This window comes from Bacillus sp. XF8 (genome assembly GCF_017498755.1).
Classification (GTDB): Bacteria; Bacillota; Bacilli; order Bacillales; family Bacillaceae_G; genus Bacillus_A; species Bacillus_A bingmayongensis.
Genome location: NZ_JAGDQK010000018.1, coordinates 131,896 through 145,839, shown reverse-complemented (window position 1 = coordinate 145,839; position 13,944 = coordinate 131,896). Strand labels below are relative to the sequence as shown.

Here is a 13,944-nt window from a genome sequence, read left to right as displayed (position 1 = left end):
CACTCGCTCATTGCTTTTTGTTTTTAAAGCATAACCCCAACGATAACCGCTGATAATATACTTACTAACGTTGCACCATATACAAGTTTTAATCCGAAAGAAGATACAACGTTCGCTTGTTTTCCATCGATACTCTTCGTTGCACCTGCGATAATCCCGATAGATGAGAAGTTTGCGAAAGATACAAGGAAGATTGATAAAATACCTACTGTACGATCTGATAAATCGCCAGCTACTTTTCCTAAATCAAGCATCGCAACAAATTCGTTCGTTACTAATTTTGTTGCCATAATTTGTCCTGCTTGCAGCATCTCTGATGTTGGAATACCCATAACAAATGCTAATGGTGAGAACACATATCCTAAAATACTTTGGAATGTAATGCCGAAAATAGAATCAAATACACCGTTAATTGCTGTAATTAATGCAACGAATCCGATTAACATCGCCGCTACTGTTACTGCGATAGAGAATCCAAGCATAATGTACTCGCCTAACATTTCGAAGAACGTTTGCTTCTTATCTTCTTGTAATTCTAAAATATCTTCTTCTTCACTAATATCATATGGATTAATAATATGAACGATAATGAACCCACTGAATAAGTTTAATACAAGTGCTGTTACTACGTATTTTGGGTCAATCATTTTCATATAAGAACCGACAATTGACATCGATACCGTTGACATAGAGGATGCACAAAGTGTATATAAACGATTTTTTGGTAATTTACTTAATTGATCTTTTACTGTGATAAATACTTCACCTTGACCAACGATTGCTGCTGCTACTGCATTATATGATTCTAGTTTTCCTAGACCATTTATTTTACTTAATACGAAACCGACTGCACGAATAATAATCGGTAAAATTTTAATATGTTGCAAAATACCAATCAATACCGCTAAGAAAATAATTGGTAATAATACTGTTAAGAAGAATGGTGCTTGTCCATCATTCGCTAAACCACCAAATACGAAGTTAACCCCAGCTTCTGCATATTTTAAAATGGCACCAAAGCCATCTGAAATTCCTTTTACTAATACAAATCCAATCTTTGTATTTAATAAGAAGTAAGCCAATGCTAATTGAATAACAAGCATAATTGCAATTGGTTTATATTTAATTTTCTTTCGATCTGAACTTACAAGGAAACCTAGTACAAATACAACAAGTAAACCGACTAGAAACATAACTAGTTTCATATGTGAATCCTCCATTTTCCATGAGTTATTGGTCGTCCAACGAATGACGTCTGACCATTGGTATTAAAAAATAGAACCCCTAAATACTATTTACTTTACAATGTATCCTAAAATCAGTAAGCGTTTACATAAATTGCAATTTATAATTAGCAGTCTCTTCTTCTCTACTCAATTTAAAGTATGAAACTGATACCACCACAAACAAAATTGTAAGCGTTATCTAACAGAAATGCAACATAATTTTTTCAATAAATCATATGTTAATTTCTCCCTCATAAACATCTCTGTCATTTGTATTCTAAGATACAAAAAGCAATGAGCGCTTGCTCATTGCTTTTCACTTTATAACATTACACCAACGACGATCGCTGATAATATACTTACTAATGTTGCACCATATACAAGCTTTAATCCAAATGAGGAAACAACGTTTGATTGATTTTCATCAATCCCTTTCGTTGCTCCTGCGATAATTCCAATAGATGAGAAGTTCGCAAAGGATACAAGGAATACAGAAAGAACACCAACTGTACGATCCGATAAGCCTCCTCCTACTTTTGCAAGGTCAAGCATCGCAACAAACTCGTTTGATACTAATTTTGTAGCCATAATTTGTCCCGCTGTTACTATTTCTGATTGCGGGATTCCCATTACAAATGCAAGTGGTGAGAAAATATAACCTAATATAGCTTGGAATGTAATCCCGAAAATAGAATCAAACAGACTATTGATTGCTGTAATTAATGCTACGAAACCAAGTAACATCGCAGCTACGGTAACTGCAATTGTAAATCCAAGCATAATATATTCACTAAGCATTTCAAAGAACGATTGCTTTTGTTTGTTTTCTAATTTAAGTGTATCTTCTTCTTCAGTAACGTCATATGGATTGATAATATGAATAATAATGAAGCCACTAAATAAATTTAATACAAGTGCCGTCACAACATATTTCGGCTCAATCATTTTCATATATGATCCAACAATCGACATTGATACTGTCGACATAGAAGATGCACAAAGTGTATATAAACGATGCTTCGGTATTTTGCTTAATTGATCTTTTACCGTAATAAATACTTCAGCTTGTCCAACGATTGCTGCCGCTACGGCATTATATGATTCTAGTTTTCCTAGACCATTCACTTTACTTAATAAGAAACCAACCGAACGAATAAATAAGGGTAAAATTTTAAAATGCTGCAGAATTCCAATTAATACGGCAAAGAACACAATTGGTAATAACGCCGTCAAGAAGAATGAAACTTCCCCTTTATTAACGAGACCACCAAATACGAAAACGATTCCAGATTCCGCATATGTAAGAAGTGCTCCAAATCCATCAGAAATTCCTTTAACTAAAATATAACCAACTTGCGTATTTAATAAGAAATATGATAATGCCAACTGAATAACAAGCATAACCAAGATTGGTTTATACTTAATTTTCTTTCGATCCGCACTTATAAGAAAACCGAGTATAAATACAACGAGTAATCCTACAAGAAACATAACAAATTTCATAGATAAAATCCTCCATTTAAACCTTATTCAACGCTCTAGAAAATTATTTAACGTCGAACGTCTGACCATATAAAATAAAAATAATCCGAACTTTCATCTAACACATAAAAATATATATGTATGGCTTAAAATCCGCCTTATCTCTTATTCGGAAAGACCTTATCCATTCTAACACAAATTCCAACTCACATCTTCATATTTCTAAAAAAAATTACATTTCCTTATAAAACCCAAGTTAATGTTCGTCTTTTAACTCATCCCCCCTAATTTACCCTCATCAAAAAACGAGCATCAAGTTCGACTTGATGCTCGTTTCCCATTTCATTATACAGCTTTTTCTTTTTCTACCACTGGCTTGTCCCAGCACTCTGTATTTGTTAAACCTGGAATAGAATCTGCGTTGAAGACCGGATCTTTCCCTTGCTTCTTTTGTTTTATATAGTCTGCCAATGCAGCATATGCAAATCGGCCAAGGAGTGTAATCGCAATTAAGTTTGTGATTACCATTAGACCCATAAATAAATCTGCCATATTCCATACGACTTGAAGCGTCGCAACAGAACCGAATAACACCATTCCAACTACCGCTACACGATAAATCATTAACCAAGTTTTGCTTTTCTTAATAAATTCAATATTTGTTTCACCATAATAATAGTTTCCTAGAAGTGAACTGAACGCAAATAAGAAAATAATAATCGCTAAGAAGCTACTTGCCCATGGACCAATTTGTGAGCTTAATGCTTTTTGCGTTAATTCAATTCCCTCTAAGTTTGTTGCTTTATATGCTCCAGAGCATAGTACGATAAACGCTGTTGATGTACATACTAAAAATGTATCTACTAAAACTCCAATTGTTTGAATAAACCCTTGTTTAGCTGGATGCGTTACATCTGCTGTCGCAGCCGCATTCGGCGCACTACCCATACCTGCTTCATTCGCAAATAATCCGCGCTGAATACCATACTTCATCGCTGCTCCAATACCGCCACCTACAGCTGAATCTAAACCGAATGCACCTTTAAAGATTTCTGTGAAAACATCTGGTAGTAAATAGTAGTTTTTAATAACAACGAAAACAGCTACTCCAATATAAAGAATTGCCATTGGTGGAACAATCACTTCTGACATACGTGCAATACTTTTAACACCGCCAAAAATAATAACTGCGATTAATACGGCTAATACAATCCCTACAATGTAACGCTCTAAACCGAAAGCATTTTTAAATGCTAGTGTAACTGTATTCGCCTGTACTGAGTTGAAAATTAAACCGTAACTAATTGTGATAAGAATAGAAAACCAAATTCCCATCCAACGTTTATTTAAACCTTTTTCCATATAATAAGCAGGACCACCACGGAATCCACTGCCATCTTTTATTTTATAAATTTGTGCAAGTGTACTTTCTACGAAACTTGAAGATGCCCCAATAATTGCGATTACCCACATCCAAAATACTGCACCGGGTCCTCCCATAGAAATAGCTAGCGCTACACCAGCCAAGTTACCAATCCCAATGCGGGCTGCTGAACTCATACAGAAAGCTTGGAAAGAAGATACACTGCCCTTTTTACGTGTCTTTCCAGTTAATCCATCACTCATTAATCGTACCATTTCGCCTAGATGGGTAATTTGTACGAATTTCAATTTAATAGAAAAATAAAGCCCTAAGCCTATTAACATTGCAATCAAAATATATGACCAAAGAATCGTATTCGTTGATGAAACAAACTGTTCTAAAATATTCATACTGTTAGTCCCCTCCCTTTTTTCCTCATAAATTGAATTATATTTAAAAAATATTCGAAAATCAACATTTTTCGACAGGTTATCGTTTCCAAATGTTAGGTTTTATAACACAACCGTGTTACTTGTTAGGAAGTCTGACTTGTTATTTTTAGAAACGTACATACTACTTGAAGAAATATTTTTTATAAACAAAGCGATTGACAAAAACTAAACCTGTAACTATACTGGTTACAACAGGTGATGACAAACCTGCTTAAAAGACATTCATTCATTTTTCAGATATACACTTATAACAATTATTTGGAGGGATTCCTTATGAAAATCGGAATTATCGGAGCAAGCGGAAAAGCTGGAAGTCGCATTTTAAAAGAGGCGTTAGATCGTGGACATGAAGTAACAGCAATCGTAAGAAGCGCAGCAAAAATTACAGAAGACAATGTAAAAGTTTTAGAAAAAGACGTATTCGATCTTACTGCTAACGATCTTCAAGCATTTGATGTAGTTGTAAACGCATTTGGTGCTCCAGCTGGTCAAGAACACCTTCACGTAGATGCAGGAAACGTATTAATTGAAGCAATGAAAGGTGCACCTAATACAAAATTACTTGTTGTCGGTGGTGCTGGAAGCTTATTTGTGGATGAAGCAAAAACAACTCGTGTATTTGACACTCCAGGATTCCCGAAAGAATACCTTGCAACTGCTCAAAACCAAGGTAAAAACCTAGAAATCTTACAGCAAACAAACGATATCACTTGGACATTCATTAGCCCCTCTGCATTATTCGCATTAGGAAAACGCACTGGATCTTACAAAGCAGGTAAAGATCACCTTCTTGTTAACGCAAAAGGCGATAGCTATGTAAGTTATGAAGATTTCGCTGTAGCTGCACTTGATGAAATTGAAAACCCAAAACATGTGAACGAACGCTTTACAGTTGTTTCTGAAGCTGAATAATATAAGAGAAGACGCCTCTAATTAAGATGAGGCGCCTTTTTTATTTTCCTTCTTTTAAGGCAATTATGCCATTTGCAAATAAACCAAACGCAAGTCCAATCGCTAATCCAATCCCGCAACCTAAAATAAGATGATTATATATAAAAAAGCTGGCATATGCCAGCTTTTCCGCAACTTGTACTATCTTTTATAAGGTGTAGAAGGCTTATTCGGTTTCTGCGGAGCTTCAGTCTTTTTCCAGCTTACCGCTAACTCTGGACTTGTTTTTTCTTCACTCCGTTCTAATAAAACTACTGCATCTTGAATCGTTTGCGTTCCTTTATGCTCAATTCCTTGTAATTTCGTTAAGCTTCCTGAGACCTTGAAGCTAAATTCACCAGATGGTGCCGCTTTTGGAATTAAAATACGGAATTTTTCACCTACATTAAATTGTGTTTTTTCTTCGCCTTTTTCATTCACAAACTTAACACCTTGAGGTGCACCAGTTGCCTGTACTTGGTATGTTCCACTCTTCGCATTTGTCTCCACTGTATATAAACCAGTCTCGAAGAATTCATCTTTTAATACTGCTTCTTGTTTTTCTGACGGCGTAACGCTCATCGTAATTTCCTGTACCTCTTCACTACTAGCCGCTTTCGCAACGATATCTTTCGTTAATTTCTCTACATTTTTATTACGAAAATCTAAATCATTAATATCTATTTGTTTTAAGGCATTCCATACAGCAAGCTGCGTCGCATAATGCGCCTCTCTCCAATCCGACACCCCTAATTCTTGCGGACTTTTTTGTGGATATCCATTTAACAATACACGGTACACGCCAATGTCCACCTTACCTATTTCAGGTAAATCTTGACCACTTGGTGATTTCAAAAAAACATCTAAGCAGTAAGCTATTTTTCCATCTGCTGTTTTAATGAGCTCCGTTCGGATTGGCTTCTTTAACGATTTACTATAACTCCAATCCATTTGGTATTTCGTGTGATCCATAACTTCTGCGGATGCTTTTTGAAGTGGGAATAATAAATTCGCAAATACAAATAAAATACTCAAGAAAGCAACCAATAACTTATACGATTGTTTTATATTCATGTTTACAGCCCCCTATAAAATAACAAATTTACTACTGTATAGTATCTAGTTAAAAGGTCTTTTTATGCATTACTTTCTCTTTTTTAGGACGCTAAAAAAACACGTGCAGGAATCACTCTGCACGTGTTTCTATCATCATTTAGTTTTCTTGCAATAATAATTTCGAACGCACTAACGCTCCTCGCACCTTAATTCCAATCCATGCAGCTAATGCAGCTTTTATCACTCCTACAATAAGAAAAGGAACAAACCCTCCTATGAAAGCTGCCTGCCATCCTAAAGAAGCAACATATTTTAAAAATACAGTTCCAATTGTTAATGTTACAAGCATCCCTAAAATATTTGCCATTAATGAATTCCAAAATGTAAGTTTTGTTTTTTCAGTTAACAAACCAATTAAAAAAGCAGTTGGGATGAAGGCTAATAGGAATCCTCCTGTAGGACCAAATAAAACGGATAAACCGCCACTAAATCCAGCATAAACAGGAATTCCAGTTGCACCAATTAAAACATATAATAATACAGATAAAGTGCCATAACGCGAGCCTAAAATTGTAGCAGTAAGACCAATCGCTAGCGTCTGTCCTGTGATTGGGACAAGCGGCAGAGGGATAGTAACTTGAGCCAAAATACCAATAATAGCAGCAAATAGTGCAGTAACAATTAACATACGGAAATGATTTGTGCGATGATTGTTCATATATGCCCCCTAAAAAATTTCATATTATAAATTCAAGATATCCTATTTGCTATAAGGAGTAAATATTTTTGTTTGAATATTTAGTTTTCTAAGGACGCAAAAAAAAGGGGGCAAATCTTTTTTTGCACCCTTCTTTTCTATTCTATATTAAAAATCAAAGTTATCAGGATCTGGACCAACGCGATGATTCTGATTTAACGCATCAATTTGTTCCATATCTTCTTTTGTTAATTCAAAATTAAATACATCAGCATTTGCAATAATGCGGTGTTCTTTTGTTGATTTCGGAATCGTTACAACTTCATTTTGTAGATCCCAACGTAAAATAACTTGCGCTGTTGTTTTACCGTATTTATCAGCGATTTCTTGTAATGTTTCGTTATCTAATAATTGACCTTGCATAAGTGGTGACCATGCTTCCATTTGAATACCTTGTTCTTTACAGAAAGCTTGTAATTCTTTTTGTGCTAAACGAGGGTGGTATTCTACTTGGTTAATCATCGGTTTAATTTCTGCATCTTTCATCACATCTTGCAAGTGATGGATTTGGAAATTACTTACGCCAATTGCACGTACGCGATCTTCTTTATAAAGTGTTTCTAGCGCTCTCCATGTATCTTTATATTTCCCTTCTACAGGCCAGTGAACAAGATATAAATCTAAATAATCTAGTTCTAATTTTTTTAAGCTCTCTTCATATGCAGCAATTGTTGCTTCATATCCTTGATCTGCGTTCCATACTTTTGAAGTGATAAATAATTCTTCTCTTGAAATCCCAGCAGCTTCAATACCTGCACGGATTCCTTCACCTACCGCTTTTTCATTTCCATAAATCGCAGCTGTATCAATGCTACGATATCCTTCTTTAATCGCTGTTTTTACAGCCTCTACAAGCTCTGGTCCATCTTCTACTTTAAATACTCCTAAACCAAACCACGGCATTTCCACGCCGTTATGCAATGTTGTTGTACTTTGTAAATTTTTCATTCTATCCTGCTCTCCTTTAAGTTTTTTATTTATTCACTTTCGCTTGATCTCTCTTTTCTAACCCCATACTCCACGCAGTTAAAACCAATGCACCAGCTACCATAATCGCGCCAACCCACGCTGTATGAATGAGCCCTAATGAATTCGTTACAATACCGCCAAGATACGCCCCAAGAGCAATTCCAGCATTAAAGGCTGCAATATTCATAGCAGACGCAACATCTACAGCACTTGGAACGAAGCGCTCAGCCAATATCACAACATATACTTGTAATCCTGGAACATTCATAAACGCGAATAATCCCATTAAAATAATTGTGATGAGCCCCGCCACCTTAAATGGTGCTGTAAATGTGAGTACGAATAACACAATCGCTTGAATGAAAAACATATAAAATAATGCACGAATTGGATTATGGTTCGATAGTTTTCCACCAATCATATTCCCAATCGCAATTGCAATCCCATACACTAACAAGATGACTGTAACTGTACTCGCTTTAAATCCTGTCACTTCTTGTAATAATGGAGACAAGTACGTAAATGTTACAAATGTTCCGCCATACCCTAATGCTGTAATAACAAACACCAGTAGCAATCTTCCATTGGTTACAAGTTTTAATTGATCACGAAACGATACTGGCGCACCTTTTCGTAAATTTGATGGAATGAGTATACTATTAGCTACTAAAGCAACGATTCCGATTGCCACGATAACCATGAAAGAAGCTCTCCAACCAAACTGTTGACCAATAAACGTCCCAATTGGTACACCTGTTATTGTTGCGACCGTTAAACCCGTGAACATAAAAGCAATTGCGCTAGCACGTTTGTTTTCTGGCACAAGAGCTGCGGCAATTGTTGAGCCTATCGACATAAATACACCATGTGCAAATGCTGATACAACCCTCGCTACAAGTAGTACACCAAAGCTTGTTGCCATCCCTGCAATACTATTACCAATAATGAAGACAATCATAATCCACATTAATAACGTTTTACGTGACATACTAGCTGTTAACGATGTTAATACAGGAGCGCCAAATGCTACCCCTAACGCATATAAAGAAACAGTTAAGCCAGCTGTTGTAACAGAAACATGTAAATCATTTGAAATAGACGGCAATAAACCGACGCTAATAAATTCAGTTGTACCAATACCAAACGCACTAATTGCTAGTGCTAACAAAGCAAATATACTTCTTCTATTTGTTTGAACACCTGAAGAAGGTACTGTATATGAACTCATCGAATTCCTCCTTAATATGAGAAATCCAATCATAATAGTATGATAAAAAGGCCCTTTTATCTTCTAATAAAAACAGTTTTACTACTTATAACTGCTATTATGAATGGTTTCATTCTTTTTTGAAAGAACGCACTTCAAAGTACGATAGGCACCAAAAAGTAACATAGTTACTTTTTAGTACCGTACTACTCATTTGCCTCTTACGTATGCTATTATGAAACATGTTCAACATGAAAAACAGTACGTACTTTCAAGTGCTATAGGCACTAAAAAGTAACATATGACTATAAAAACTCATTAAAGGGGTTGTAATATATGAAGAAATATAACATTCCTGTAGAAGCAACCTTAGAAGTAATCGGCGGAAAATGGAAGGTCGTTATTCTTTGTCACTTAACAAAAGGGACAAAACGAACAAGTGAATTAAAACGTTTAATGCCTGGCATTACGCAAAAGATGCTCACACAGCAATTGCGTGAATTAGAAGAAGATGGAGTTATTCAAAGGAAGGTATATAATCAAGTACCACCAAAAGTTGAGTACTCTCTTACCGACTATGGTTGGTCCTTAGAAGCGATTCTTGATTCCCTTTGCACTTGGGGTGAATGTCATCTAGAAAAGAACGGAAATTCATCCATGCTTATCCCACAAACAGATCAACCTTAACCAGAAAAAGAGAAAAAAAGGGAAAAAACAAACATCATTTGCTCATTCTCCCCTTTTTTTCTCTGTAATTAAGTACATTTTGGGTAACATTAAAATAAAATATATGCTTTTTTCCCTTGTCAGTACTAGGTTATGAACTCAAAGTCTAATCATTAGGAATCATTTTTATGTTAACCTGAGTGTATATAGTATATAATATAAGATATATATTATATACACTTTCCGATAAAGGAACTTTCCATTATGCGGACAAGCCATGTATCGGACAGTTCATAAATAATAGGTAAGAAATTATGGTTTTGGATTCATGATTGTCTACTACTTGCAATCATAAATTTAAAGGCATTTTATTGCGTTTTGTGAAGCTTTGTATAAAGTTTTGCAATTTTTTTGCTAACGCTTACCTGTTACTTTGGAATATTTTATTCCTAAAAAAATAAGAGTATTGCTATCGTAAAGGAGAATTGGAGATGCCAGAAACTATCACTCAAACAAAGCCTGAACAAGAATCTTTACAAATTTCTGCTAGCCAAGGACAACTTGATGTACTTGATCAATTGTTAAAACCTGAGGTACAAGAATCATTAACTACACTAGTAGAACAGCTTCCAAAGTTAACTGAGCTTGTTAACATTTTAACTAAGTCTTATGACTTCGCTCAAACTGTTGCTACTGACGAAGTATTAAAAAGCGACACTGTTGGTGCAATCCAAGAGATTGTAGAACCTGTAAAAGATACAGTAAAGAGCATGGCTGCAACTGCTATCGAAGCAAAAGATCGCGCTGACGAAAGCACTGAAGTTATCGGTCTTTTCGGTTTGTTAAAATTACTAAAAGATCCACAAGCACAAAAAATGTTCCGTTTTATCAATGCTTATCTTCAAATTAGTGCAGAACGCAATAATAAATAATTTATCTTATAACAACAATTAGTAAAGACGGGGGATATCATACTATGTCAAAACAAATTGTCATCTTAGGCGCTGGTTATGGCGGACTTCTTGCCGCTTTAAATGTACGTAAATATTACAGCAAATCAGAAGCACAAGTTACGGTAATCAACCAATACCCAACACACCAAATCATTACAGAACTACACCGCCTAGCAGCAGGTAACGTTTCTGAGCAAGCAGTTGCAATGCCACTTACAAAACTTTTCAAGGGCAAAGACATCGATCTTAAAATTGCAACAGTTGAGTCATTCTCAGTAGACAAAAAAGAAGTAAAACTAGCTGGTGGCACTACTTTATCTTACGATGCACTTGTAGTTGCTTTAGGAAGTAAAACTGCTTACTTCGGAATTCCAGGACTAGAAGAAAACAGCATGGTATTAAAATCTGCTGCTGATGCAAACAAAATCTTCAAACATGTTGAAGATCGTATTCGTGAATACGCAAAAACAAAAAATGAAGCTGATGCTACAATCTTAATCGGTGGTGGCGGATTAACTGGCGTTGAGCTAGTTGGTGAACTTGCTGACATTATGCCTAAACTTGCAAAAAGTCACGGCGTAAACCCTAAAGAAGTAAAATTACTTCTTGTTGAAGCAGGTCCAAAAATCCTTCCAGTATTACCAGACGATTTAATTGAACGTGCAACTACTAGCTTAGAAGCGCGCGGCGTTAAATTCTTAACAGGTCTTCCTGTAACAAACGTTGCTGGCAATGAAATTGACTTAAAAGACGGTCAAAAAATCGTTGCAAACACATTTGTTTGGACAGGTGGCGTACAAGGTAACCCATTAATCGGTGAATCAGGTCTTGAAGTAAACCGTGGCCGTGCAACTGTTGATGCATACCTACAATCCACTTCTCACAAAGACGTATTCGTTGCTGGAGACAGCGCTGTTGTCTTCGGTCCAGAAGGTCGTCCATACCCACCAACTGCACAAATCGCTTGGCAAATGGGTGAGTTAATTGGATACAACTTATACGCAGCACTAGAAGGCAAAGCATTCGAAGAGTTCGCACCAGTAAACTCTGGAACACTTGCAAGTCTAGGACGTAAAGATGCTGTTGCTACAATCGGAGCAAGCTCAACTCCACTTAAAGGTCTACCAGCATCATTAATGAAAGAAGCAAGTAACGTTCGTTACTTATCACACATTAAAGGATTATTCAGCTTAGCTTACTAATCCAAACACTAGCCCAAATCATGATTTGGGCTTTTTTATTTTTAAAAGCTTTCTTTTTAGATGAGAGAGAGCATCCGCCCACTCCTTCTATTCTTCTTAACAACGATTTATATATTATTTTTATTCGGCATAAAAGCCAGATAAACCTCTTTAATAATCTTAATATACTGACTTTTTTATGACAAAATTGTGTACAAAAAAGAGTAGAAACAAGGAACACTCCTCGCTTCTACCCTACAGCAAACTTTATGCGCCTAATTTTACCAAACTGTAATTCTTTTTACCTTTACGGATAATAATAAATCTTCCATCGAATGAATTTTCCGCCGTAACATCTGTATTCACATCCGTTACTTTATCTCCATTCATCAGAATTGCTCCATTATTAATATCTTCGCGTGCTTGACGTCTAGAAGGTTCAATTCCTAAATCAACTAACCACTCAACGATATTTTTCGTTTCTTTTGAAGCATGGAAAGTTGGCATATCTTTAAAGCCTTGTTCAATTTCATCAGCAGTTAATGATTTAATATCCCCACTAAATAATGCCGCTGTAATTTTTAAAGCTTGTGAAAGCGCATGCTCACCATGAACAAATTTCGTCATTTCTTCAGCTAACACTTTTTGTGCTTCACGTTTATGAGGCTCTGTTTGAACTTTACCTGCTAATTCATCAATTCTTTCTTTCGTTAAGAACGTAAAGTATTTCAAGTATTTAACTACATCACGGTCATCTGTATTCACCCAGAACTGGTAAAATTCAAATGGCGTTGTTTTTTCAGGATCCAACCAAACTGCTCCGCCTGCACTTTTTCCAAACTTCGTACCATCTGATTTTAATAATAACGGAATTGTTAACCCAAATACTTTCGCTTCATGCCCTTCTAATTTACGAATTAAATCTAAACCGCTTGTAATATTTCCCCACTGGTCACTGCCACCAATCTGTAATTGGACACCTTCCTCTTTGTATAAGTGATGGAAATCCATCGCTTGCAAGATTTGGTATGTGAATTCCGTAAATGAAATCCCTGTATCTAAACGGCTTGCTACAATATCTTTTGCTAACATGCTATTTATACTAAAATTTTTACCGTAGTCACGTAAAAACTCGATAATATTGATTTGATGTGTCCAATCATAGTTATTTACCATCTTTACTTCACTGTTACCACCAAATTCAAATAACTTCTGCATTTGCGCTGTTAAAGCATCCACATTCTGTTGAACCTGCGCTAATGTTTGTAACTGACGCTCAGTTTGTCGACCACTTGGATCCCCAATTGTTCCTGTCGCTCCTCCAATTAAAATAACTGGATGATGTCCGGCTAATTGAAACCGTTTCATCATCATAAACGGAATTAAATGTCCAATATGCATACTGTCACCAGTTGGATCTACACCGCAGTACAAGGAAATTTTTTTCTCTTCTACTAGTTTGCGTAACCCCTCTGCATCTGTTTGTTGATTAACGGCATCGCGCCATTCTAATTCATCAATAATGTTCATACCTTTCCATCCCCTTTATTATTTAAATTTCACATGTGAAAAATAAAAAAGTCCCTATGTCTACATTAGACATAGGGACGATTATGAACCGTGTTACCACCCAGATTGCACAAATAGTACCAATTCTACTATTCATACCACTCTTAGCAAGATTATCGATTGCTACTCCGCT

Annotated in this window: 12 protein-coding genes and 1 other annotated feature (1 of these 13 only partly in view); of the genes, 4 read left to right on the top strand and 8 right to left on the bottom strand. The window is 35.9% G+C overall.

All coding sequences use genetic code 11. The features are described from left to right. Nucleotides 1-23: 23 nt before the first annotated feature. The 3 genes from J4P91_RS11910 to J4P91_RS11900 form a co-directional block, all read right to left on the bottom strand. Entirely contained in the window at nucleotides 24-1,205 is a 1,182-nt protein-coding gene (locus J4P91_RS11910) for a NupC/NupG family nucleoside CNT transporter (RefSeq protein ID WP_207994288.1), read from the bottom strand. Between the two features lie 342 nt (nucleotides 1,206-1,547). Beyond that, on the bottom strand, nucleotides 1,548-2,729 hold the full coding sequence (locus tag J4P91_RS11905; RefSeq protein ID WP_207994287.1) for a NupC/NupG family nucleoside CNT transporter: 1,182 nt from the start codon (nucleotides 2,727-2,729) through the stop codon (nucleotides 1,548-1,550). Nucleotides 2,730-3,053: 324 nt separating this feature from the next. Continuing rightward, nucleotides 3,054-4,481 (bottom strand): alanine/glycine:cation symporter family protein, encoded by a 1,428-nt coding sequence (locus tag J4P91_RS11900; RefSeq protein ID WP_207994286.1) that lies wholly within the window; start codon nucleotides 4,479-4,481, stop codon nucleotides 3,054-3,056. Between the two features lie 315 nt (nucleotides 4,482-4,796). Here J4P91_RS11900 and J4P91_RS11895 point away from each other — a divergent pair, with 315 nt between their 5' ends. Beyond that, nucleotides 4,797-5,435 carry an NAD(P)-dependent oxidoreductase gene (locus J4P91_RS11895; RefSeq protein ID WP_017153312.1) on the top strand — a complete coding sequence of 213 codons (639 nt, stop codon included), beginning with the start codon at nucleotides 4,797-4,799 and terminating at the stop codon, nucleotides 5,433-5,435. A gap of 180 nt (nucleotides 5,436-5,615) precedes the next feature. Here J4P91_RS11895 and J4P91_RS11890 read toward each other — a convergent pair whose 3' ends face one another. The 4 genes from J4P91_RS11890 to J4P91_RS11875 form a co-directional block, all read right to left on the bottom strand. Further along, a complete protein-coding gene (locus J4P91_RS11890) occupies nucleotides 5,616-6,527 on the bottom strand; it encodes a thioester domain-containing protein (RefSeq protein WP_207994285.1) in 912 nt (303 codons plus the stop codon). 139 nt (nucleotides 6,528-6,666) lie between these two features. Further along, nucleotides 6,667-7,227, bottom strand: coding sequence for a biotin transporter BioY (locus J4P91_RS11885; RefSeq protein ID WP_207994284.1), 561 nt, complete (start codon nucleotides 7,225-7,227; stop codon nucleotides 6,667-6,669). A 147-nt stretch (nucleotides 7,228-7,374) separates the two neighbouring features. Continuing rightward, on the bottom strand, nucleotides 7,375-8,214 hold the full coding sequence (locus J4P91_RS11880) for an aldo/keto reductase (protein WP_207994283.1): 840 nt from the start codon (nucleotides 8,212-8,214) through the stop codon (nucleotides 7,375-7,377). A gap of 25 nt (nucleotides 8,215-8,239) precedes the next feature. Then, the gene (locus J4P91_RS11875) at nucleotides 8,240-9,496 is read right to left on the bottom strand and encodes an MFS transporter (RefSeq protein WP_207994282.1); all 1,257 of its coding nucleotides are present in this window, start codon (nucleotides 9,494-9,496) and stop codon (nucleotides 8,240-8,242) included. 282 nt (nucleotides 9,497-9,778) lie between these two features. On the opposite strand from J4P91_RS11875, the gene J4P91_RS11870 reads away from it, so the two are divergent. The 3 genes from J4P91_RS11870 to J4P91_RS11860 all read left to right on the top strand — a co-directional run bounded on the left by J4P91_RS11870 (nucleotide 9,779) and on the right by J4P91_RS11860 (nucleotide 12,263). Beyond that, on the top strand, nucleotides 9,779-10,129 hold the full coding sequence (locus J4P91_RS11870) for a winged helix-turn-helix transcriptional regulator (protein WP_207994281.1): 351 nt from the start codon (nucleotides 9,779-9,781) through the stop codon (nucleotides 10,127-10,129). A 470-nt stretch (nucleotides 10,130-10,599) separates the two neighbouring features. Continuing rightward, nucleotides 10,600-11,040, top strand: coding sequence for a DUF1641 domain-containing protein (locus tag J4P91_RS11865; RefSeq protein ID WP_207994280.1), 441 nt, complete (start codon nucleotides 10,600-10,602; stop codon nucleotides 11,038-11,040). A gap of 44 nt (nucleotides 11,041-11,084) precedes the next feature. Beyond that, the gene (locus J4P91_RS11860) at nucleotides 11,085-12,263 is read left to right on the top strand and encodes an NAD(P)/FAD-dependent oxidoreductase (RefSeq protein ID WP_207994279.1); all 1,179 of its coding nucleotides are present in this window, start codon (nucleotides 11,085-11,087) and stop codon (nucleotides 12,261-12,263) included. Between the two features lie 246 nt (nucleotides 12,264-12,509). On the opposite strand, the gene tyrS is transcribed toward J4P91_RS11860, so the two are convergent. Continuing rightward, on the bottom strand, nucleotides 12,510-13,772 hold the full coding sequence (gene tyrS / locus J4P91_RS11855; RefSeq protein ID WP_207994278.1) for a tyrosine--tRNA ligase: 1,263 nt from the start codon (nucleotides 13,770-13,772) through the stop codon (nucleotides 12,510-12,512). Between the two features lie 70 nt (nucleotides 13,773-13,842). Beyond that, nucleotides 13,843-13,944 (bottom strand) — a binding site (T-box leader); it runs 120 nt beyond the window's last position.

Excerpts from the sequence above, each read along its gene's own strand:
- tyrS (WP_207994278.1), bottom strand. The coding sequence starts at position 13,772 with ATGAACATTATTGATGAATTAGAATGGCGCGATGCCGTTAATCAACAA.
- J4P91_RS11860 (WP_207994279.1), top strand. The coding sequence starts at position 11,085 with ATGTCAAAACAAATTGTCATCTTAGGCGCTGGTTATGGCGGACTTCTT.
- J4P91_RS11870 (WP_207994281.1), top strand. The coding sequence starts at position 9,779 with ATGAAGAAATATAACATTCCTGTAGAAGCAACCTTAGAAGTAATCGGC.
- J4P91_RS11905 (WP_207994287.1), bottom strand. The coding sequence starts at position 2,729 with ATGAAATTTGTTATGTTTCTTGTAGGATTACTCGTTGTATTTATACTC.
- J4P91_RS11900 (WP_207994286.1), bottom strand. The coding sequence starts at position 4,481 with ATGAATATTTTAGAACAGTTTGTTTCATCAACGAATACGATTCTTTGG.
- J4P91_RS11890 (WP_207994285.1), bottom strand. The coding sequence starts at position 6,527 with ATGAATATAAAACAATCGTATAAGTTATTGGTTGCTTTCTTGAGTATT.
- J4P91_RS11895 (WP_017153312.1), top strand. The coding sequence starts at position 4,797 with ATGAAAATCGGAATTATCGGAGCAAGCGGAAAAGCTGGAAGTCGCATT.
- J4P91_RS11865 (WP_207994280.1), top strand. The coding sequence starts at position 10,600 with ATGCCAGAAACTATCACTCAAACAAAGCCTGAACAAGAATCTTTACAA.
- J4P91_RS11885 (WP_207994284.1), bottom strand. The coding sequence starts at position 7,227 with ATGAACAATCATCGCACAAATCATTTCCGTATGTTAATTGTTACTGCA.
- J4P91_RS11875 (WP_207994282.1), bottom strand. The coding sequence starts at position 9,496 with ATGATTGGATTTCTCATATTAAGGAGGAATTCGATGAGTTCATATACA.
- J4P91_RS11910 (WP_207994288.1), bottom strand. The coding sequence starts at position 1,205 with ATGAAACTAGTTATGTTTCTAGTCGGTTTACTTGTTGTATTTGTACTA.
- J4P91_RS11880 (WP_207994283.1), bottom strand. The coding sequence starts at position 8,214 with ATGAAAAATTTACAAAGTACAACAACATTGCATAACGGCGTGGAAATG.